The sequence below is a fragment of the Prochlorococcus sp. MIT 1314 genome (assembly GCF_034093315.1).
GTDB classification, from domain to species: domain Bacteria; phylum Cyanobacteriota; class Cyanobacteriia; order PCC-6307; family Cyanobiaceae; genus Prochlorococcus_A; species Prochlorococcus_A marinus_Y.
The window spans coordinates 713954-734343 of the sequence record NZ_CP139300.1; the positions used below are offsets into that span (position 1 = coordinate 713954).

Below are 20390 nucleotides of genomic sequence, written 5' to 3' on the forward strand. Positions count from 1 at the left end.
ATACTTCTTTCATTTCAAAATTCTTTTGGATTTGATAGTTTCAGTATTTTGTTCAAAATCTACGCACCAAGTCAACACTACAAATATTAATGGATGAACCAGACTTAAGATATTTTGCAATCTATTTTGTATCAGCTACGTTCTTGAAGAAATCACAGTAAGTCATTAATTTTGATTCGGTTTCAACTTTAAGATTTAAATCATTAATTGCTTTAGAATAGCTCCAGAAACCATGCTACAACTTGTAAATCTCTAGGTGAATTTTAGGGTGCCTATTTCAATAATCAAACGATATAAAGTACTATAGGAATTAAGGACGTTACGAAAGGAATCTTTAGATTGATTGTTATGACTGACGTTTGGAGATTTGGGGCCATAGCTCAGCTGGTAGAGCACCTGCATGGCATGCAGGGGGTCTGCGGTTCAAATCCGCATGGCTCCACTTAACTTTTTCTTTCATACCAAGAGTTTTCAGACGGCGTTTAGTAATAACATAACTTTTTTACGTAATTGTCCAAGATTGTTTAAATAATTCCTCATCCTAAAATGCACTTACTATTTTTCTCTAATCCTTCGATTTCATTAGATAATGCTTTAAAAGATTAGAGGAATTTGCTAATGAAAAATATGAAAGTGTTCTATTGGAATATAGGCTTATTATTAGTATTAATTTATATTCCTCTATTCCTTTATAGTTTTCAGCAAAAATTACAAGCAATTTACCCTACTAACAATTTCAAAAAAGAAGTAGTTTTAAAAAAAATCTTAGCTGTAAAATCAGGATATTATCCTACTTATTACCCAACTAATTTATTATCTCTTAATAAAAGCATAGATATTTATCCAATTGGAAGTTATCCATATACTTCTTCCTACATGTGTGACGAAGGTTATGGTTTGATTACATATAGATCTGATAGGTTTGGTCTTAGAAATTCTGATAAAAAATGGTCAAAGATTAATCAAAATAAGAACATTTTCATAATTGGTGATTCTCTTGTTCAAGGGCAATGCGTACCAAAAAATTCAACAATAACATCTAACATAGAAAACTTAACGGGAGAAAATACTTTAAATCTTGGTATGGGAGGTAATACTCCCTATGAATATATGGCTTCTCTCAAATCTATAGTCAAACCTATTATTAAAAATTCAACCCATCAAAATATTGTAATTATTCTATTTTTTGCTAATGACAATATTTTAATAAACCGTAAGAAGGAATCATTACTTAATTCAGTTAATTCAATAGTAAAGTCCTCAATAACGTCAGGCATTAATCCTACTAATAAGTACAAAGATAGTTTTAAAAGCTTTATAAAAAATAATTACCCGCACGACTCTCAAGAGGCAATCATTTCAAGAATTCAAATCAAAAAAGAGAATCCAATGAGTAAATTATCATTATATTCATCAATTTTAACCTTATATCCTATTAGAATTACAAGGGCTGCTTTAAAAACAAATGTTGCCCAAGATAATCCTTCTATTAATACTATTAAATTATTAGCAGAAATTTGCAGTAATCCTTGTAAGCCTTTTGTTGGTTATATTCCCAATAATGATTTTTATGATCCACATCCTTTATCTATAAAATATAAAACAACATTAGAAGAAATTTCCAAAAACTTAGCTATCCCTTTTATTGATGGTACAACTGTTATAAATAAAGATAATCAATCTAACTTTGCACCTGAAGGAAGGCATTTGTCTATAGAGGGTTATAAGAAAATATCAGAATTGATATATCTCAAAATAGATAGTCTTGATTCTTAATCCAATAATCTTTGTTTTGTGAGTCTTCTTTATTTTGCGCCTTAAATTTTGAAGAGAAATCATTTATTTCTTAATTTTCTTAGAAAAGTTAGAATTAGAAAATTAATTTTGAAAGCAATTTGCTGTGAACAATCATCTTACTCAAATCACAAATGTTCTTGTTATTGGTTGTGGAGGGGCTGGTTTAAGATCAGCTATTGAAATCAAAAAATCTGGTCTTGATGTATGTATTCTTGGGAAAAGACCAAAGACTGATGCTCATACCGTTTTAGCTGCAGGCGGCATTAATGCTGCTTTAGGTAATTTAGATAAAGCAGACTCATGGGAACAACATTTTATTGATACTTACTTAGAAGGTTATGGCATAGGGGATCCTTTGAAGGTTCAAATAATGGCTAAAGAATCCCCTTGTTTAGTTAAAGAGATAGATAAATGGGGAGCAGATTTCGCAAAATTAAAAAACGGTGAACTTGATCAAAGATTTTTTGGAGCCCATAAATATCGTAGAACTTGTTATTCAGGTGATTTTACTGGATTATCGATTTTAAAAACACTTTTAAAAAAAGCGGATGAGTTACATATCCCAATTTATGATAATCAATATGTCACAGAATTACTAATTAAAGAAAATACTTGTTTTGGAGCAATGTCCTTTAATATGTCTTCTTCAGAGAGAACTGTCCACTTGGCTGATGCAGTTATTTTATGTACAGGGGGACATACAAGATTATGGAAAAAAAGTTCATCTAGAAAAAATGAAAATACTGGGGATGGATATTATTTAGCTCTTAAAGCAGGATGTCAATTAATAGATATGGAAATGGTACAGTTCCATCCCTCTGGGATGGTGTTACCTGAAGAAATTGAAGGCACTTTAGTTACTGAAGCTGTAAGAGGTGAGGGTGGAATGTTAATTAATAATAAAGGGGAAAGATTTATGAAAAATTATGATCCCCAAAGAATGGAATTATCTACTAGAGATAAAGTAGCAATTGCTAACTATACAGAAATAATTGAAGGCCGAGGAACAAAGAATGGAGCTGTTTTTCTTGATATTAGCCATAAAAGTAAAGATTTCATTATTGAGAAACTACCAAGTATATATAGACAATTTCTTGAAGCTCAAATGCTTGATATATCAAAATCTCCAATGGAAGTTGCTCCTACTGCGCACTATTCTATGGGTGGAATCTTAGTTAATCCTGAGGATTTATCTACTTCTGTAGATGGCCTTTTTGCCGCGGGAGAGGTAGCAGGAGGACTTCATGGAGCTAATCGTTTAGGTGGAAATTCTTTGGCAGAAATACTTATTTTTGGAAAACGTGCTGGTAACGCATCTTCAAAATATTCAAACAAAATAGATCGACAGTTAAGATCTAATGAAACTATTAGCCTTGCTCATGAAAACATTAATAAGTTTATTAAAAATGGAGATGAACTAGTCAGGCCTCTGCAACACGAATTACGGTTAATAATGTGGAAGTATTGTGGTGTCATTAAAAGCGAAACTTCACTTTTAGAAGGGCTGTCAAAAATTGAAATAATCAAAAACAAATTAAATAATATTGATATAAGAATAGATAAATATAATTGCGAAGATCTAAGTTTGATTTTTGATTTGCAATCTTCTTTATTAAGCGCAAAAGCGACAATAATTTCAGCACTCAAAAGAAATGAAAGTAGAGGAGCTCACCAAAGAAGTGATTTCCCAAAACTTGACCCTTTATGTCAATTTAATTGTTTAGTTAGTATGGATAAAAATAGTAATTTAAGAATTTCTAAATTACCTCTAAAAGAGTTAAAGGGGAACTTAAAAACAATTATTGTAAATGCAAAAAGAGATGAAGACATTAAGCATAAATTGCTTGAGTAATTAGACTTTTCTCCATACTGCTAATAATTTACCCTGAAACACAACTTCGTTTAAATTTAACTCTATGGGTTCATAAGCTGGATTAGCCGCTTCTAAGTAAATTTTTTGTCCTTTTTTTATAAAATATTTTAAGGTCGTACCAAGCCCTGGAACCATCGCACTGACAATCATCCCATTTCTAAGCGAATAAGAATCTTTGATAGGTTCCATCAAAACCATATCTCCATGAGCGATAAAAGCATCTATCATTGAATCTCCATTTACTGTTAAGGCGAAAACATCCTTTTTTTGTAGAACATCAGATAAATCCAAATTTTCATTAATATCAGAATAAGTTTCAATTAAACCTCCTGCAGCAACGGAACCCATAATTGGAACTACCCCAGTGATTTCTTCTACTATTTGCATAGTTCTAGCTTTACCTTCTTGCCATGATATGTATCCTTTTTCTTGTAAATGTTTTAAACGACTTTGTATTGGAGCAGGAGATTTAAGACCCATAGCTTGCATCATTTGCCTAATCGAAGGACTATGTTGAAAGTCCCTCATATAGTTCTTAATCCATGTATAAAGCTCATTCTGGGCATCAGTAAGATTATTCCCTTCAAAAGTTGGCATAAAAACATTTGTACTCTAATACATTTGTACCTCTTTGAAAGGCAAATGGCAATCTTTTCATAAAAGAAGGCATGACAGAAGTGCTTGTTGAGCATGCATTCTATTTTCTGCTTGTTCAAAGATTCTACTTTTTTTACTTTCAATTACTTCATCAGTTATTTCTTTATCTCTATAGGCAGGCAGACAATGAAGAATAATTGCATCTTTGTCAGCATTTAGTACTAAATTCTTATCAATCGTAAATCCAAGAAAGTCTTTATCTTTCTCTTGTTGTTGATTTTCTTCCCCCATAGATGACCAAACATCTGTATATAACACATTTGCCCCTTGTACTGCAGTGACAGGATCATTAGTGATTTTTAATAAACTTTTATTCTTATATATTTTTAGGGCTCTATTGATTAGCAAATTATTTGGTTCATAACCTTTAGGGCATGCAATTCTAACTTCAATTCCTAATAAAGCTCCAAACAAAATGAGAGAGTTAGCTACGTTATTACCATCGCCTATAAACGTTAAAACAACATTTTCAAAATCAATAAATTCCTCTTTAATCGTCATGAAATCTGCCAATGCTTGGCAAGGATGCTCTAAATCTGTAAGGGCGTTGATAACTGGCTTGGAAGACCATTTCGCATACTCTTCCAAATCAGATTGTTTAAACGTTCTGATCGCAAGAACATCGCAATATCTACTTAACACTCTTGCTGTATCCCTAATTGGCTCGCCCCTTCCAATTTGGGAAGTAGTTGGATTTAGATCAATTGTTGTGCCCCCAAGTCTTGACATTGCCACCTGAAAACTGACCCTCGTACGAGTAGAGGACTTATCAAAAATTAATCCTAGAACTTTATTTTTCAGCTCGATAGTGAAATCTTGATTTTTAAAATTTTTAGCGATCTCTAAGATATGAAAAAGCTCTTCAACTGAAATATCCAAGCTTGATAAAAAATTTTTACTTGCAAGCTTGGTGGGATTTAGCATCTGACTTTTATGAAAACCTAAATTGTACTATGCAGGCATTTTACTTTCTGCCAAAAGAGTTTTAAGGTCCTCCCCTTCTATAACTTCTTCTTGGAGAATTTTTTGAGAAATAGATTCAAGAAGAGGTAAATTATTCCTCAAAATATTAAGTGCAGTTTCATGAGCATCATCAACTAAATCTCTAACCTCTTTGTCGATTGCCTGAGCAGTAGCATCACTTACAGATCTTCTAGGATTATTTCCATTACCTAAAAACTGACCTCCACCTTGTTTATCGTATGCAAGTGGTCCAAGAATATCACTCATCCCAAAGGTACCAACCATTTGTTCCGCTATGTCGGTTGCTCTTTGTAAATCATTTGAAGCTCCGGTAGTAATCTTGCCAAAGACAACCTCTTCTGCAGATCTTCCTCCAAGGAGTGTAGCAATTTGACCTTTTAATTCCTCTTTAGAGTTCAAAAATCTTTCTTCTGTTGGCAATTGAAGAGTATAACCAAGTGCACTCATACCTCTAGGTACAATTGAAATCTTTGCAACTTTTGAGCCGCCAGGCATAAGATGGCCAACTATTGCATGACCGACTTCGTGATAGGCGACTACTTTCTTTTCATCATCTTGCAAAACACGACTTTTCTTTTCCAAACCAGCAACAACTCTTTCTATCGCTTCACTTAAGTCTTGTTGTTCAACACTTTTTCTTTTTGCTCTGGCCGCAAGTAAAGCAGCTTCATTTACCATGTTAGCCAAATCAGCACCTGCGAATCCACTAGTAGCTTGTGCAATAGTATCTAAGTCTATTGAATCTGCAAGTTTTACTTTTTTTGTATAGATCTCTAATATAGTTTTCCTGCCTGATAAATCTGGTCTGTCGACTAATACTTGTCTATCAAATCTTCCTGGCCTTAAAAGTGCCGCGTCAAGAACTTCGGGCTGGTTAGTAGCAGCAAGCACTATAACTGGCTTATCAGTTGATGCGAATCCATCCATTTCGGTAAGGAGCTGATTTAAAGTTTGTTCTCTTTCATCATTACCACCAACTACTCCCATTGATCCTGAACGGCTTTTACCTATAGCATCTAATTCATCAATAAAAATAATACAGGGAGCTTTTTTCTTGGCTTGTTCAAATAAATCCCTAACTCTTGCTGCTCCAGCACCAACAAAAAGTTCAACAAATTCAGAACCTGAAATAATGAAAAAAGGAACTTCTGCTTCACCCGCAACAGCCTTAGAAAGAAGAGTTTTTCCTGTCCCTGGCGGTCCTACAAGAAGAACACCTTTAGGTATTCGAGCTCCTATATCAGTATATCTTTCTGGTTTTTTTAAAAAATCAACTATTTCTGTCAGTTCGTCCTTAGCTTCATCAACTCCAGCTACATCCGCAAAGGTCACTTTTGATTCGTCATCGGGTACATAAACTTTAGCTTTACTTTTAGTAAAACTAAGAGCTCCTTGAGCACCTCCGCCTCCCATACTTCTTCTAGCAAAGAATTGTAAAACAAGAATGAAAATCAAAGGAGGAACTACCCAGCTCAAAATGGTTGAAAAGAAATTAGGCTTTTTAGGGGGAGCAGCAGCGAATTCAACCCCTTTACTTTCTAACCTTTGAGGAAGGTCCATATCAAAAATTGGGGTTGTAGCCAATACCGAAGGAGCTCCCTCTTCTGCACCGTTTAATTCATACCTTATTTGTTCTTGCGTAATATATGCTCTTTTTACTTCCCCATCATTTACTTGGTCAATAAAGAGTGAGTATGGCACCCTTGGTATCTGCATATTTTGATTTGGGAAAAGACTACTAAATAGAAGCAATGATCCAACTCCTATCAAAATGATATTTACGATTCCAAATTTTCTATTGGGTTGATTATCGTCTTGTCTTATCGGCATAGTTATGTTCGATTTGAATTCATTATAAACTAAACGAAATGATTCCGTATCTGTATTATTTTTTTTGGGTAAGAACCGTACGGTACTTTAACCCATATACAGTATTAGTGAAAATTAATTTTTTAAGGCACTTTTAACACATATATCATTGCCAATCAATCTAATCTGAGAATCGCTTAATTTAATAATTTCATTCATTTCTCTAAACTCTAAATCTCCAAAGGGACTCATACTACTTTTTCCTCCTAAAATTTTTGGAGCAATAAAAGTAATAATTTCTTGAATACAATTTGATTTAATAGCGGCGGTGGCCAATCTAGGGCCACATTCCCACAAAACTTTATTACATCCTCTTTTAGCTAGTATTTTTGAAATCAACTCTGGATCATCTGATGATACCTTTTCAATCTCCACGCATTTGGGAATCCTTTTGAGATAGTTTTCATTTGCTGTGGAAGAATCATAAATAACTATAGTTTTTGCCTGAGTACAATCCCAGAGATTAGATTTTGAAGGGAGATCTAAACTTTTTGTAAAAATAACTCGCAAAGGCTCAGGATGCTTTAAACCTCTAGTAGTCAAAATAGGGTTATCTTTTCTTAATGTGTTTCCACCAATTATTATTGCATCAAATTCTGCTCTAAAAGAGTGTACTAAAGACCTTGATTCTTCACTAGTAATCCATTTACTTTTGCCATTTTCTAAAGCTATTCTTCCATCAATACTCATTGCCCATTTAAAAACACCAAAGGCCTTTTTAGTAATATTCCTATAAAAAAAAGCATTATTTAATTCTAGGGATTCTTTTTCACATAATCCTAAGTGAACTTGAATTCCAGCTTCTTTGAGCAGTTTAATACCTTTACCAGAGACTCTTTTATCAGGATCTTGAATAGAGATAAATACCTCTCTTATTCCTGAGGATATTACCTTATCAACACATGGAGGTGTTTTACCTTGGTGACAGCAAGGTTCAAGATTTACATACATTGACCCACCTTGAGGATCTTTTTTTAAATTATTAAAGGCCATTGCCTCGGCATGAGGCATCCCTGCCCTGTAATGAAATCCTTCTGAAATAAGGTTCCCATTTTTATCAAGTATTACTGCTCCAACCTTAGGATTAGGACTCGTCGTATTTTTACCTAACGAAGCTAATAAAATCGCTCTTTTCATCCATTGTGTATGGGCGACATTCTTTTCAGGCATCTCGTTTATTAATAATCAAATTAGTGATCTCCATTCTTTAACCACGAAAGGAGGAACAGGTAACTCTGAGAAAACACCTGGCAAAGATAATCTCAATGGTCTATTTTTATCAATATTTTGGATAAGCTCATTAAGATCAAATTCTGCAGCAGCTTGTCTACCGTCGTTTGCTAATTCTAGATTAAGTAATGTTTTATCTTCCAATAACCACTGTTTTCTTCCAGATTCAACCCTTAATCCAGCGGGGTGGTCAATCCTAAGATTCCCAGGATATCCTATTACCCTTAAAATTAATTTATCTTCAAAAAGAGGAGATTTATAAGCGACTAACTGCCAAGTTTCAAAGTCCAAGTCCCTTAAAAACTCACCACTAGCATTTATCAATTCCCCATTAATTTCTGTATCTGCAATTTCTGCATAAACTTTTAATGGGCTAAAAATTAAAGATGTTAGTAACAGCAAAGGTAAGATAACTGTTAAAAAAATATTTTTATTTGATTTTGTAATTTTCTTCATTTTCTGAATCCATAAGGGCATCTAAAGTTACTGCAGTTCTAACAATAGCTTGATATCTTCTAATTATTTTACGATTTTTTTCTATAACTCGAGATAAATTTAAAGTGTCTTTTGCAGAATAGCTAGATGTTAAATCGCTAGAATCTTCTTCAATCAACTCAAACTCACTATCTTTATTAATTAGAGTTAACAATAAATCATGTAATCTCTTTCTCCTTTCTGACAATTAATTTATTATGATAACTCGAACAATAATAGGATAATTTAATAAAACATTCAAATAAATTAGTTAGGCTCTTCCCATTTAAATATCTATGACTGAAATAAAAAGAATAATACATGTAATAGGGATTAATTCATTTGAATTTAAAGATTTACCTTTAAAATTACAAAATTTATTTATAGAAACAGTTAATATTGCAGCTCCTAATTCATATTTCGAAAAAATTAAATTATGGAGCAAAAATAATTCTGAACAAAAGAAATCATTCTTTGCAAGCAAAAGTAATAATGAACTAATTAACTGGCTTAGATTTCAAAAAACTGATGTAATTTTAATTTCAAGAGGAGATCCTCTTTGGTTTGGGATTGGGAGAATACTCCTAGAAAACTTTTCAAAAGATGAGCTAAGATTCTACCCCTCAATTACTTGCATACAATTGGCATTTAGTAAGTTAAAGATCCCATGGCAAGACACTATTAATGTGAGTATTCACGGCAGAGATTCAACCAAGTTAATTGAGGCTCTTAAAACTAAGCCCTCAAATCTTGCCGTTATTACAGATTCAAATAAAAAAAGTTTAGAAATAATCCAAAATAACTTGTCAGAATTAAATCTGATTGACTTTTATGATTTTTGGCTTTGTGAAGAAATAGGTTTTGACACTGAAAATATAAGGAAACTAAATCTTAAAAAGTCATTACCCACTAACATATCGAGTTTAAACATTGCTGTACTAACAAAAACAAAGAAAAAACCCACTAATAATCTCCCCCTTTTCGGAATTAGTGACATTGTTTTTAAAACTTTTGAAGATAGACCAAATTTATTAACTAAAAGGGAGGTACGTGTTCAAATATTAGCTGATCTAGAGCTTCCAAATAATGGTGTTATTTGGGATGTAGGAGCAGGTTGTGGATCAATAGGTTTAGAGGCATTAAAACTAAGACCTAATTTAGATTTATTTTGTATTGATAAAAGAATTGGATCAAAAGCATTAATACTAGAAAACTCAAAAAGACTGGGAGTTAAACCAAAATTTATTTTTGAGGAAGACATAAATAATACCTTAAACACGAGGAATTTTAGTTCTTTTGAAAAACCTAATAGATTAGTAATTGGAGGATGTAATAAAAAAACTAAACTTCAAATTATTCATAAACTATCCGATTATATGAGTATTGGAGATATTATCATCATTCCAATAATAGATATTCAAACGATAGAAGTATTGAAAGGAACGTTAGAAGATAATAATTTTAAAACATCTTTAAATTTAATTCAGACTTACAAAAGCTTAACTATCGCAGAGGGAATTAGATTAGAACCAAATAATCCTGTTTTTGTATTAAAAGGGAAAAAATAAATTTGAGTAGATGTTATTTGTTGGGTTTTGCCACGTGGGGTAATCCCCAACCAAGTTTATTTCTTAAAACCTGGAAAAATTCATGATCTTCAAGTCTTACAAACTTTACTGAGTGTTTACTTTTTCTTATCAAAACTCTATCTTCAGGCCAAATATAACAACCAGCATTTCCATCAACAACCATTACTAATCTTTCAGGAGTTGCTGGGAAAACAGTTACTGGCTCTGAATCATTAAAAACCAGTGCCCTCGATGCCAATGAGTGGGGAGCAATTGGAGTTAATTGCACAACTGGGCAATCTGGTGTAATAACTGGTCCTCCAGCACTTAGAGAATATGCAGTAGAGCCAGTTGGAGTAGATAAAATCACTCCATCAGCTGAAATATCAACAGGAGCATGACGCCCTATAGAAATTTCAAAATGACACATACTTGTGAGAGGTTCTCTATGTAGTGCCATCTCATTAAGACAAAGAGACTCCCATCTCCTCTGATCATTCCTCATTACACTAACTATAAAGCAAGTTCTTTCCTCAATATCCCAATTTCCAATAATAAGTTTATCAATAGCTTCATTTAAGTTAGATAAATAAGCCTCTGCGAGAAATCCTAAATGCCCAGTATTTATTGTGAGGATTGGGATTTTTGCTGGTGCCGTTTGTCTTGCTGCAGAAAGCACAGTTCCATCTCCACCAAGAACAATTGCAAATTCCATTGATGAGTCAAACCCCTCAGGAACGCAATTCGAATATCCTAGTGGACGAACATGTTGATCAGGATTGGCAAATCCCACCATCCCACCAGAGCTACTGACTCTTACGACCTCATAATTGGATTTTTCCAATTTTTCCTGTACAGAACTTGCAGTACAAACTGCCAGTTCTTTACCATCATTAACTATAAGTCCTGCTTTACGTACCAATCAAAAAATCAAAGCTATGACTATTTTAAACTAATTTGTTATACAAACCTAATTTAAAAATTCAATTCTATTAGAACTGCTCTAAAAATCTAAGATCATTTGTATAAAATTTTCTGATATCATCAATTTGATGTCTAACCATACAAAATCTTTCAACTCCTAATCCAGCGGCGAACCCAGTCCATTTCTCAGAATCTATTCCTAATTTTTCTAAAACCTTAGGATCTACCATTCCGCATCCCATTACTTCTAGCCATTTACCTTTCCATTGAACATCTACTTCTGCAGAAGGCTCCGTAAATGGGAAATAACTAGCTCTAAACCTTACAGGAATATCTCCGAAAAAGGTCTTTAGAAAAGTAAGAACCGTTCCTCTTAGGTGACTAAAATTAATATCTTGATCGATACATAAAACCTCAACCTGATTAAATACAGGCGAGTGTGTAGCATCTACAGCATCCCTCCTATAAACTCGACCTGGGGCAATAATTCTTACAGGGGGTGGATTATTTTCCAAGTATCTTATCTGAACAGGAGAAGTATGGGTCCTCAAAAGTCGATTTTCATCTAAATAGAAAGTATCCTGCATATCTCTTGCAGGATGATTTTTAGGTATATTGAGAGACTCAAAATTATAAAAATCAGTTTCTATTTCAGGACCACTTTCAACTGAGTATCCCAATCCACAAAAAATATCTATGATCTCATCTTGGGTTGAAATTAAGGGATGTTTATTCCCAGGGGGGGTTCCAGTTGAAGGAATAGTTACATCAATTTTTTCGTTTTTAATCTTTTGATCTAAGGCTTCACTATTTAACTGATTTTTTCTCTCAATGATTGAGTCTTGCAAATTTATCTTGATTACATTTGCCTTCTGGCCAACAACTGGTCTATCAGTAGCAGATAATTGACTCATTGTTTTCAAAATAATTGACAGATCGCCTTTTTTTCCTAGTAGGGAAACTCTCAATTGATCCAGTTCTTGATGAGTATTAGCTTTATCTATATTATTTTTTGCTGTAAGAGAAAGATTATTTAATTTTTCCTCAATTTGACTTAATGATTCAATTTCACTCACTGATATAGTAAAAATAAGTATTTCTTTATTTTACTTAAAGATCGTCCATAAATAAAATGTATTAATTAATGGAACCTTTAAATATATTAATTAGTAATGATGATGGTGTTTTTGCAGAGGGGATAAGAGCTTTAGCAAAATCAGCACAAAAAAGAGGACATAAGGTAACAGTTGTATGTCCTGACCAAGAAAGATCAGCGACTGGTCATGGTCTTACTTTGCAATCTCCACTAAGAGTGGAAAGAGCGGACGAATTATTTGGAGAAGGGATTGAAGCTTGGGGATGTTCTGGCACCCCCGCTGATTGCGTCAAATTAGCACTTTCTGAATTATTAGAAAATAAACCTGACTTAATCCTCTCTGGGATAAATCACGGACCAAATTTAGGGACAGATATTTTTTGTTCAGGCACAGTTGCTGCAGCAATGGAAGGGACTTTAGAGAATGTACCCTCTATGGCAATAAGTGTTGCGAGTTTTAAATGGAAGAATTTTGAATTTGCTGGAGAAATTGCAATAAATATCGCCGAACAAGCAATTAAAGATAGTTGGCCGCCTTCACTACTCTTAAATCTTAATATCCCGCCCTGTGAGAAAACTAAAATAAAAGAATTAGCGTGGACAAGATTATCAATCAGAAAATATAAAAATCAATTTTCTAAACGTGAAGATCCAAGGGGCGATGTTTATTATTGGTTAGCAGGTGAGGTTGTTTTAGATCTTAAATCAAAAGGTTATGGTCCAAAGAATTGGCCAAGTGACGTATCTCAAATACAAGAAAATAAAATATCACTTACACCTGTCGAACCAGATTTATTTTGGAGAGGTGGTTTAGAGTTTTTGCCTAAAATCAATAATTCATTTGTAAATCCTTCTTAAAAGCCATAAAGAAAAGCAAAGTCCAAAAAAGTGAGCAGCAATAACTTGTGTATTACTTAGCACCGATAAAATCTCAAGCCCAGTAATTGGGATATCAGATTTTGCTGTTATTAATTGTCCAGTTGTTTGAGAGGATGCCTGTATAAATAAGGCCCCCATCAGTGCTTGATATCCAATTAATCCAAACAAAATCCCCAACAAATCAACTACTAAACCCCTTTTTATTAATTTACTTGTTTGACCTCTTGAGGGTCTTGCATTGCTTGAAATCGCTCTACCAGTTCTAACTATTAACCAACCTTGCCAAAGGCTAAAAAGTAGTAAGATCAAGGATATTGTTGTAAGTGATAGTCCAGGCGTTAATCCAAGCTGACCTTCGCTATTATTTACAACATTTGAAAAAAGCAAAACAGCTGCTACAACAACACCTAAAATGGATTGAGTCCAAAAGCGTATCCATCCTATGCGCCGCATTCCAAATGAAAGCGACTGAAAATCAATTTTGTCAGACATTCATTTGATTGAATAAACTATAATCTATTCAAATTTGCCATCAAAATCATAAAATTGCACGTAATCTTTTGATCTCTTTAATATCGCCATCTGAAGTTAAGAACCCTACTTCAATAGCTATTGGAAGTTTTGATGGCCTACATGCTGGCCACAGAAAATTAATAAAAAGTGTTGTAGAAGAAAATCAATACACCCCCACAATTGCTAGCTTCTGGCCTCACCCCAGAGAAGTTCTATATAAAGAAACACGCCTAAGACTTGATCTCCCGGATGAAAAACTACCTATTCTTGAAGATCTCGGGATTGAACAATTAGTTCTGATTCCTTTTGATAAGGAACTATCTAAACTAAGCGCAGAAAGCTTTGTAGGTGATATTTTGATAAATCAATTACAAGCAAAAAACATTTTTGTTGGTGCTAATTTTAAATTTGGTTTCAGGAGAAGTGGAGATATAAATACTATAAAAAATATGATTAAAGGTACGGATATAAAACTAAAAGTCACTCCAATTTTAGAAGACCAAGAAGGTAGAATCAGCAGCAGTAGAATAAGAGATTTATTACAAAAAAGTGATCTGAAAAATGCTTTCAAAATTCTTAATAGGCCATATAGTTTTAATGGAAAGGTTGTTAAAGGTAAAGGTATTGGTAAAAATATAGGATGGCCCACCGCCAATCTTGAAATAGATGGCAGAAAATTTTTACCTGGAGAAGGAGTCTACGCAGCTTGGTCAACTATAGAAAATTCCAACCAAAAAATTGAATCTATTATGAATCTTGGAGCTCAACCAACAATAAATCCTTTATTGCCATCTGCGGTTGAAGTTCATTTAATTAATAAAGATATCGATCTATATGGTTTAAATCTATCTGTAGAACCAGTTGAAAAGCTTAGACCTCAAATCCAGTTCAATAATATAGATCAACTTTCTAATCAAATTAAAAAAGATAGAGATAATGCCCTAAAAATTTTTAAAAACAACAAAAAATAAGTTACAAATGCTAAATTCCAATACTACAAACGCTGAAGATTTAAGAATTTATCAAATTATTGATGCTAATTTAGACAGAGCTAGAGAAGGATTAAGAGTACTAGAGGATTGGGCTAGATTTGGTCTAGGCAAAGAAAAATATGTTGAAAAGATTAAAAATTTTAGACAAATTTTAGGAAAAAATCATTTAGAAGTTTATAAACAATCTAGAAATCATGTTGAGGACAAATGCAAAGGATTGATTCATCAAGAGCAAATCAACAGAAAAACCTCCGAGCAAATTATAAGTTCTAATTCAGGCAGAGTTCAAGAAGCATTAAGAGTCATAGAAGAATTCTCAAGGCTAAATAATCATGAGCTTTCAAAAATCGCTTCGGAAATTAGATATGAAATTTATACTATAGAAATCGACTTATTAAGTTTAAGCAAGTGTAAGAAGTCGGAGGAAATATTAAAAAAAAATGACTTATATGTAATAACAGATCAAAGGGAAAACTTATTAGAAATAATAGAAGAGATTTTAATCGCAGGAGTAAGAATTATTCAACATAGATTTAAAACGGGAACTGATAAAGACCATCTACAAGAGGCAATTCAGATTAAAAATTTATGTAAAAGATATAATTCATTGTTTATCGTTAACGACAGACTTGATATAGCTCTAGCATCAAACGCAGATGGTATTCATCTCGGGCAAGATGATTTAGACTTAAAAACCGCAAGAAAATTATTAGGATACTCAAAAATTATTGGTATAACCGCAAATAATGAAATTGATATTTCTAATGCTCTAAAGGGGGGGTGTGATTACATAGGGATAGGACCAGTATTTGAAACTGCAACAAAAAAGGACAAAAAACCTATAGGTATTGACAATATCAAAACTTTAACAAAAGATTTACATATTCCTTGGTTTGCTATCGGAGGAATTAAGTCAAATAATATTTCATATTTAAAAAGAAATGGGTTAAAAAAAGTTGCCTTAGTTTCGCAATTAATGAATTCTGAAGATCCTAAAGAAGACGCTATTATGATTCTAAAAGAATTGTCTCATGAAAATTAAAGTAAATGGAGAAGAAAAAAAAATAGAACTTGATCAAGAAAATGCTCTACTATCTACAGCTCTAAATTTAATGGGATACAAACCCAACACAATTGTCGTAGAGTTAAATAATTTAATTATTAATTCAATTAAATGGGGAAAAGTGAAACTTAAAGATGGTGATAATTTAGAAATCGTTTCAATAGTTGGTGGTGGTTAAAAGATAAAATTTTTGCATATTAAAAATCTTCATAATTTTTTAAGTTTAGACTTGAAACAATAACCAATTTTTTCCTGTTTTCGTTTTATATTTTTAGTACCTAAATAAAACAATGAAAGAAAAAATCAATAATAACTCAAGGTCCCTAAAATGGGAGCAAAATGGGGAGTTAGCACACAAGGATCTTTCTGAGTTAATTGAAAGATTAAAAAATGTAGAAAGTGAGCATACCTCATCTGAACTTTCTAGATTAGGTACAAAATCAAACATAAAAGATTAAATTTGTTACTTAGATCTTGTCTTTATAAAAATTTGTACCAAATTAAAGTTACTGAATATAAAAATAAATGCCGAAAAGATTTCCTGAGTGGGTAAATACAGAAGTTGTGATAAAGGCAATCAAAATGAGAGAAGAAGGAATGCTTCCAAAACAACTTAATTTATGGATAGAAAACTTATTAGAAATAGAAAAAAAATAAGTATTTAGGAAATACTTTTAATAATCCTCAGAGCCGCCATTGCGGCTCCATATCCATTATCTATATTCATAACTGAGATACCTGGAGAACAACTTGACAACATACTATTTAAAGCAGTTTGTCCATCCTTGCTAACGCCGTAGCCAACTGAGACAGGTACTGCGATTATTGGTTGTGCCAACAATCCTCCCACAACTGTTGCCAAAGCTCCTTCCATTCCAGCACATACTATTAATACATCATATTTATTAATTTCTTCTATCTGACTCATTAATCGATGAAGTCCGGCTACTCCAACATCTATAAAAGATTGAAAATTCACTCCATAAATTTCAAGGGTTAATTGTGCTTCAAGTGTTACGGCCAAATCACTTGAGCCTCCTGAAATTATGGCAACTTTTTTATTAGTATTTATTTTATTCAGATTTTTCCCGATTATTAAGCAATTTGCTTCTTCATAAAATCGTGCATCATCATACAAATCTAAAAGATAATTTGCCTTTTCATTATTAATTCTAGTAATAAAAACAACCTCATTTTTACTTAATACAATTTCAGATAATCTCTTTAATTGATCATTATTCTTATCTTGTCCCCAAATAGCCTCAATGAGTCCAAGCCTCTCTCTTCTTTGAAAATCAAACTTGATATCAAAATTCATCTTTGTTTATCTAACTCTCCCTCATAAATTAATTCAAACGGATTTTCTCCTACATTTAGGGCAGCTTTAACATTATTTTCGAATTTTTGTTGGACTACATTTACTTCTGACATCGGTATGCTTTTCCATAATTTCTTACTTTCCCAATTCACCAATATTAAAGCTTCTTCTTTTTCTTTATCCCAAAATAATTGTCTCCCCAAAAAACCATCTTGAGAAGATAACCATGGCTCCCATATTTCTTTTTCAGCATTCAACCATGCTACTCTTACCTCGGCAGGAACTTTAAGTCTTAATTCCTCTATAACCATTTCATCTTGATAATTGTCCATAGGAAGAGCCTGTAAATTAGGAAAATCAGATTGAAAATTTAAAACTACCAAGCAAATTAATACTAAACAAAATCTTTGAATTTTTTTTTTCAAATTTACATTTAATTTCATTTTTTCTGAAGCAGCACTACTGAATGGCAACTTATACCCTCTTCTCTCCCTTCAGGACCCAATTTTTCATTAGTAGTTGCTTTAATACCAATTAAATTTTCATCAATATTTAATATCTCAGAAATGTTTTTTTTCATTAGTTTGATATGTGGCATGATTTTTGGCCTTTCAGCGACTAGAACACTATCAATATTATTTATTTCCCAACCATCTTGTCTTATCAAGTAAATTACTTTTGATAACAAAAACAAGCTATCAGCATTTTTCCATTTTTCATCAGATGGGGGGAAATGCTTTCCTATGTCGCCGAGCGAAAGTGCTCCCAATAATGCATCCATTATTGAGTGACTTAAAACATCAGCATCACTATGACCATCCAACCCTAAATTTTTTGGGTGATGCAATTTTACACCTCCAATAATTAAATCTCTATCCTCTACTAGTCTGTGAATATCGTATCCATTACCTATTCTAAATTTCATGAATTGATTATATTCTTTTATTATTCTCTTACTTTGTGGGGATTTTTTGTAGTTTTCATTTGCAATTAAGTCACTTCTTCTCTCAAATGTTCTTTCAATACTTTTTCGTCTTCTCCAAGATTTAATCTCTTCATGATTGCCGCTCACTAAAATATCTGGCACTTTCATATCTTTAAAAGTTAACGGCCTCGTGTATTGTGGATATTCTAATAAAGAAGAATTATGACTCTCATCCACTAAGGAGTCTGGATCACCAAGAGTTCCTGGTAATAATCTAGTCAAACCGTTAATTATTGATATAGCTGGTATTTCACCTCCAGAAAGTACATAATCGCCTATCGATATCTCTTCATCAGCTAAACATCTAATCCTTTCATCAAACCCTTCATATTGACCACAAATAATTATTATTTGATCCATAGTGGACCATCTCGCAAGATCATTTTGCTTTAAGACTTTACCCTGTGGGGTCATCAACAAAGTTTTACTTTTAGGTGATTTTCTAATTGATTCATATGCCTTATAAATAGGTTCAGGTTTTAGTACCATACCTGCTCCCCCTCCATAAGGCTTATCGTCTACTTGTCTGTAAGAACCTTCTCCATATTCTCTTAAATCATGTAAATTTACATCAATCAAATTCTTATCTAGAGCTCTTGTTATGACCCCTAAATTATTTATTAATTCAAAAGCTTTGGGGAACAATGTAATCACATCAAAATTAAAACTACTCATCTATAAATCTTCCTCATAACCAAACTCAATTAACCTTGATTCTTTTTTTCTCCAATTTGGAACAACTTTCACAAACAACTCCAGGTGAACTGGACCATCAATTAATTTTGACATATTTGATCTTGCTGACTGACCTATAATTTTTAACATTGAACCTTTCTTTCCAATAAGAATTCCTTTTTGAGTTGATCTTTCAACAATAATGGTAGCCAAAATAGCTGTAAAACTTTTGCCATTTTTTCTTTTCATTTCCTCTATTTTTTCTATCTTTACTGCAACACTATGAGGTACTTCTTCTCTTGTATTTATTAATACCTGCTCTCTTACTAAATCAGATAATAAATTATCTAATGGCTGGTCGCAAATCGTCTCTTCGCCATAAAGTTTTGGTCCCTCAGGAAGAAAATTAAGTGCCATATCTACTAGTTCAGAACATCCTTCTCCTTGAGAAGCACTTACAATTTGAAAATTTCTATTAATTCCAAAAAATTTTCTATATTGATCTAATCGTAAATCCCTAAATTCTTTATTAACCAAATCCCACTTATTTAATGCAACAATAAACTCAGTTTTATTTGCGATTAAAAAGTTCAATATATATTCATCACCTCTACCAGGTTCTTCACTTGAATCAATTACAAAAATTACAATATCAACCCCATTAATTGCAGATTTTGCATTTTTTACTAATATCTCTCCAAGGCGATGATGAGGTTTATGCACTCCTGGTGTATCGACAAAAATTATTTGTCCATTGTTTGTTGTTAGTATTCCTTTTAATTTGTTTCTAGTAGTTTGCGCTATTGGAGAAGTAATTGTTATTTTTTTTCCAATCAATTTATTTATTAAAGTAGATTTACCCACATTTGGTCTTCCTAGTAAAGTTACAAACCCAGATCTATAATTGGTCAAAGACTTTTAATGTATCAATAATAAAATTCTGATCAAAAATGAAAAAAAAAACCATAAATTTAAAAGAAGCTTCGTTTACTCAAGCAATAAACATATCCGTACAATGGTGTAAAGAGTGGGGTGAAGATTTACTCAGTGAAGAGGTTTTAGCAGATAGAATTGCAGAGTTAATTAAAACCAGAAATGGGCTCAGAGGATTTTTTGCATACGCCTTATCAGATAAAGATTGTTTGTTGTTAGATAAACTTCCTTTTTCACTAATATACAAACTAAACGAAGGTGGGGATGCTGTAGCAGACATAGTAGTAAAAAATTTAATAATGAGTTCTGCTCAAATTATTATTCATCGAAGAAATAATAATTATGAATATGAGAGAACATCAGAGAATATTTCAGATAGATGTAAAGCTATTTTGAGACTACTAGAAACCAATTCAGTTACAAAGTTTGTCAATCAAGTCCTTAAAGACCTAGATACTATGGGGAATAGTTTTGATAATTCGATAAAATATGATTCAGAGCAAAAAGAATTTATAAAAAAACAAATTCTCGATATCGCCCAATAAAAAAGCGTAGAAAGG

General features: G+C 32.6%; 23 protein-coding genes and 1 tRNA gene. 11 read left to right on the forward strand and 13 right to left on the reverse strand.

Going from position 1 to position 20390, the window contains the following annotated elements:
* Window positions 1–369: 369 nt before the first annotated feature.
* From SOI86_RS04135 to SOI86_RS04145, 3 genes are all read left to right on the forward strand, one after another.
* Window positions 370–442: transfer RNA gene (locus SOI86_RS04135), tRNA-Ala, on the forward strand.
* Window positions 443–618: 176 nt separating this feature from the next.
* Window positions 619–1776 (forward strand): hypothetical protein, encoded by a 1158-nt coding sequence (locus SOI86_RS04140; RefSeq protein ID WP_320682335.1) that lies wholly within the window; start codon window positions 619–621, stop codon window positions 1774–1776.
* Between the two features lie 124 nt (window positions 1777–1900).
* On the forward strand, window positions 1901–3649 hold the full coding sequence (locus tag SOI86_RS04145; RefSeq protein WP_320682336.1) for an FAD-dependent oxidoreductase: 1749 nt from the start codon (window positions 1901–1903) through the stop codon (window positions 3647–3649).
* On the opposite strand, the gene lexA is transcribed toward SOI86_RS04145, so the two are convergent.
* From lexA to SOI86_RS04175, 6 genes are all read right to left on the reverse strand, one after another.
* A complete protein-coding gene (gene lexA / locus SOI86_RS04150) occupies window positions 3650–4267 on the reverse strand; it encodes a transcriptional repressor LexA (protein WP_320682337.1) in 618 nt (205 codons plus the stop codon).
* A 57-nt stretch (window positions 4268–4324) separates the two neighbouring features.
* On the reverse strand, window positions 4325–5251 hold the full coding sequence (gene argF, locus SOI86_RS04155) for an ornithine carbamoyltransferase (protein ID WP_320682338.1): 927 nt from the start codon (window positions 5249–5251) through the stop codon (window positions 4325–4327).
* Between the two features lie 27 nt (window positions 5252–5278).
* A complete protein-coding gene (gene ftsH, locus SOI86_RS04160) occupies window positions 5279–7141 on the reverse strand; it encodes an ATP-dependent zinc metalloprotease FtsH (protein WP_320682339.1) in 1863 nt (620 codons plus the stop codon).
* A gap of 114 nt (window positions 7142–7255) precedes the next feature.
* Complete coding sequence (gene ribD / locus SOI86_RS04165; protein WP_320682340.1) at window positions 7256–8350, reverse strand: bifunctional diaminohydroxyphosphoribosylaminopyrimidine deaminase/5-amino-6-(5-phosphoribosylamino)uracil reductase RibD; 1095 nt, start codon at window positions 8348–8350, stop codon at window positions 7256–7258.
* Between the two features lie 15 nt (window positions 8351–8365).
* Entirely contained in the window at window positions 8366–8866 is a 501-nt protein-coding gene (locus tag SOI86_RS04170) for a DUF3122 domain-containing protein (RefSeq protein WP_320682341.1), read from the reverse strand.
* A complete protein-coding gene (locus SOI86_RS04175; protein WP_320682342.1) occupies window positions 8841–9092 on the reverse strand; it encodes a hypothetical protein in 252 nt (83 codons plus the stop codon). The genes SOI86_RS04170 and SOI86_RS04175 overlap by 26 nt, the downstream gene beginning before the upstream one ends.
* 88 nt (window positions 9093–9180) lie before the next feature.
* Between SOI86_RS04175 and cbiT the strand changes: the two genes are divergently transcribed.
* A complete protein-coding gene (gene cbiT, locus SOI86_RS04180; RefSeq protein WP_320682343.1) occupies window positions 9181–10452 on the forward strand; it encodes a precorrin-6Y C5,15-methyltransferase (decarboxylating) subunit CbiT in 1272 nt (423 codons plus the stop codon).
* 13 nt (window positions 10453–10465) lie between these two features.
* Here cbiT and SOI86_RS04185 read toward each other — a convergent pair whose 3' ends face one another.
* On the reverse strand, window positions 10466–11374 hold the full coding sequence (locus tag SOI86_RS04185) for an NAD(+) kinase (protein WP_320682344.1): 909 nt from the start codon (window positions 11372–11374) through the stop codon (window positions 10466–10468).
* Between the two features lie 70 nt (window positions 11375–11444).
* Window positions 11445–12452, reverse strand: coding sequence for a phenylalanine--tRNA ligase subunit alpha (pheS, locus tag SOI86_RS04190; protein WP_320682345.1), 1008 nt, complete (start codon window positions 12450–12452; stop codon window positions 11445–11447).
* A 68-nt stretch (window positions 12453–12520) separates the two neighbouring features.
* Between pheS and surE the strand changes: the two genes are divergently transcribed.
* Window positions 12521–13330 carry a 5'/3'-nucleotidase SurE gene (gene surE, locus SOI86_RS04195; RefSeq protein ID WP_320682346.1) on the forward strand — a complete coding sequence of 270 codons (810 nt, stop codon included), beginning with the start codon at window positions 12521–12523 and terminating at the stop codon, window positions 13328–13330.
* Here the strand turns inward: surE and SOI86_RS04200 are convergent.
* Window positions 13310–13843 (reverse strand): DUF3611 family protein, encoded by a 534-nt coding sequence (locus SOI86_RS04200; RefSeq protein WP_320682347.1) that lies wholly within the window; start codon window positions 13841–13843, stop codon window positions 13310–13312. The genes surE and SOI86_RS04200 overlap by 21 nt on opposite strands.
* 68 nt (window positions 13844–13911) lie before the next feature.
* On the opposite strand from SOI86_RS04200, the gene SOI86_RS04205 reads away from it, so the two are divergent.
* The 5 genes from SOI86_RS04205 to SOI86_RS04225 all read left to right on the forward strand — a co-directional run bounded on the left by SOI86_RS04205 (window position 13912) and on the right by SOI86_RS04225 (window position 16576).
* Entirely contained in the window at window positions 13912–14835 is a 924-nt protein-coding gene (locus SOI86_RS04205) for a bifunctional riboflavin kinase/FAD synthetase (protein WP_320682348.1), read from the forward strand.
* A 7-nt stretch (window positions 14836–14842) separates the two neighbouring features.
* Window positions 14843–15898 (forward strand): thiamine phosphate synthase, encoded by a 1056-nt coding sequence (locus SOI86_RS04210; RefSeq protein ID WP_320682349.1) that lies wholly within the window; start codon window positions 14843–14845, stop codon window positions 15896–15898.
* Window positions 15888–16097 carry a sulfur carrier protein ThiS gene (gene thiS / locus SOI86_RS04215; protein ID WP_320682350.1) on the forward strand — a complete coding sequence of 70 codons (210 nt, stop codon included), beginning with the start codon at window positions 15888–15890 and terminating at the stop codon, window positions 16095–16097. The genes SOI86_RS04210 and thiS overlap by 11 nt, the downstream gene beginning before the upstream one ends.
* A 112-nt stretch (window positions 16098–16209) precedes the next feature.
* Window positions 16210–16377: a hypothetical protein gene (locus tag SOI86_RS04220; RefSeq protein WP_320682351.1), complete on the forward strand. Its 168-nt coding sequence runs from the start codon at window positions 16210–16212 to the stop codon at window positions 16375–16377.
* Between the two features lie 67 nt (window positions 16378–16444).
* Complete coding sequence (locus tag SOI86_RS04225) at window positions 16445–16576, forward strand: hypothetical protein (RefSeq protein ID WP_320682352.1); 132 nt, start codon at window positions 16445–16447, stop codon at window positions 16574–16576.
* Between the two features lie 4 nt (window positions 16577–16580).
* Here SOI86_RS04225 and larB read toward each other — a convergent pair whose 3' ends face one another.
* The 4 genes from larB to era are packed head-to-tail and all read right to left on the reverse strand — an operon-like array spanning window position 16581 to window position 19809.
* Entirely contained in the window at window positions 16581–17237 is a 657-nt protein-coding gene (larB, locus tag SOI86_RS04230; RefSeq protein ID WP_320682353.1) for a nickel pincer cofactor biosynthesis protein LarB, read from the reverse strand.
* On the reverse strand, window positions 17234–17680 hold the full coding sequence (locus SOI86_RS04235; protein WP_320682354.1) for a TIGR03792 family protein: 447 nt from the start codon (window positions 17678–17680) through the stop codon (window positions 17234–17236). The genes larB and SOI86_RS04235 overlap by 4 nt, the downstream gene beginning before the upstream one ends.
* Window positions 17677–18897 (reverse strand): tRNA (guanosine(37)-N1)-methyltransferase TrmD, encoded by a 1221-nt coding sequence (trmD, locus tag SOI86_RS04240; RefSeq protein ID WP_320682355.1) that lies wholly within the window; start codon window positions 18895–18897, stop codon window positions 17677–17679. The genes SOI86_RS04235 and trmD overlap by 4 nt, the downstream gene beginning before the upstream one ends.
* A complete protein-coding gene (era, locus tag SOI86_RS04245) occupies window positions 18898–19809 on the reverse strand; it encodes a GTPase Era (RefSeq protein ID WP_320682356.1) in 912 nt (303 codons plus the stop codon).
* A 38-nt stretch (window positions 19810–19847) separates the two neighbouring features.
* Here era and SOI86_RS04250 point away from each other — a divergent pair, with 38 nt between their 5' ends.
* A complete protein-coding gene (locus SOI86_RS04250; RefSeq protein WP_320682357.1) occupies window positions 19848–20375 on the forward strand; it encodes a hypothetical protein in 528 nt (175 codons plus the stop codon).
* Window positions 20376–20390: the final 15 nt, after the last annotated feature.